The 874-nt window shown below is 44.7% G+C and carries 1 protein-coding gene; it reads left to right on the top strand.

The features are described from left to right. Window positions 1-690, top strand: a 690-nt coding sequence (locus HMPREF0673_RS14595; protein WP_007902197.1) for a BspA family leucine-rich repeat surface protein, incomplete at its 5' end; no start/stop codon positions are given. Window positions 691-874 lie beyond the last annotated feature (184 nt).

Raw genomic sequence — 874 nt, forward strand, 5'->3', positions numbered from 1 at the left:
TTCGATGCTTCATTTGCTAATGCACGTCCAACGAGTTGCTACAAATGGTTCTATGATTGCACAAACTTAACAACCATAGAGGGTATTGAATATCTGAACACAGAGAACGTGACGAATATGGGTTGGATGTTCAGTAACTGTGAGGCACTCACAATACTCGACGTTTCAAATTTCGACACAAAGAACGTGACGAACATGCGCTGTATGTTCAGTATCTGTTTTGCTCTCACGACACTCGACGTATCAAATTTTGACACTCAGAACGTGACGAACATGAGTAACATGTTCAGTGACTGTTCTGCACTCACAACACTCGACCTTTCAAACTTCGATACTAAGAACGTGACGGATATGAGTTGGATGTTCAGCTTCGATACTGCTCTCATCACCATCTATGCAAGCAACAAGTTCGTGACAACAGCATGTGAAAAAGGTCAGAATATGTTTAAAGACTGCACTAATCTTGTAGGTGCCGTACCCTACGACGAAAACAAGAGAGGCAAGGAAATGGCGAACTGCACCACTGGCTACTTCACAGATAAAGCAGCTACTGGCATTGATGCGCCGACGGTGTCGGACGACACTGCAGCGGAGTATTACGACCTGCAGGGCCGCCGTCTGAACGCACCACAAAAGGGTGTGAACATCGTGAAGCGTGGCAAGAAAACAACAAAGATGCTCGTGAAATAAACATCAGGGGGTGCATCCTCCACGCAACCAGAAAATATTTAGGAGGGTATGGCATCCTGCCATACCCTCTTTCTTTATCCCTTACCGATGGGTGCATGGAGGGCGTGTCAAAACTATATTATTTAGAAAATAGAATAGTAAACGGTTCAAATCGTAGGAGGAAGGTGTGTCAAAACTCCCTTAT

Origin of the sequence: Leyella stercorea DSM 18206 (assembly GCF_000235885.1) — a bacterium.
Lineage (GTDB): Bacteria > Bacteroidota > Bacteroidia > Bacteroidales > Bacteroidaceae > Prevotella > Prevotella stercorea.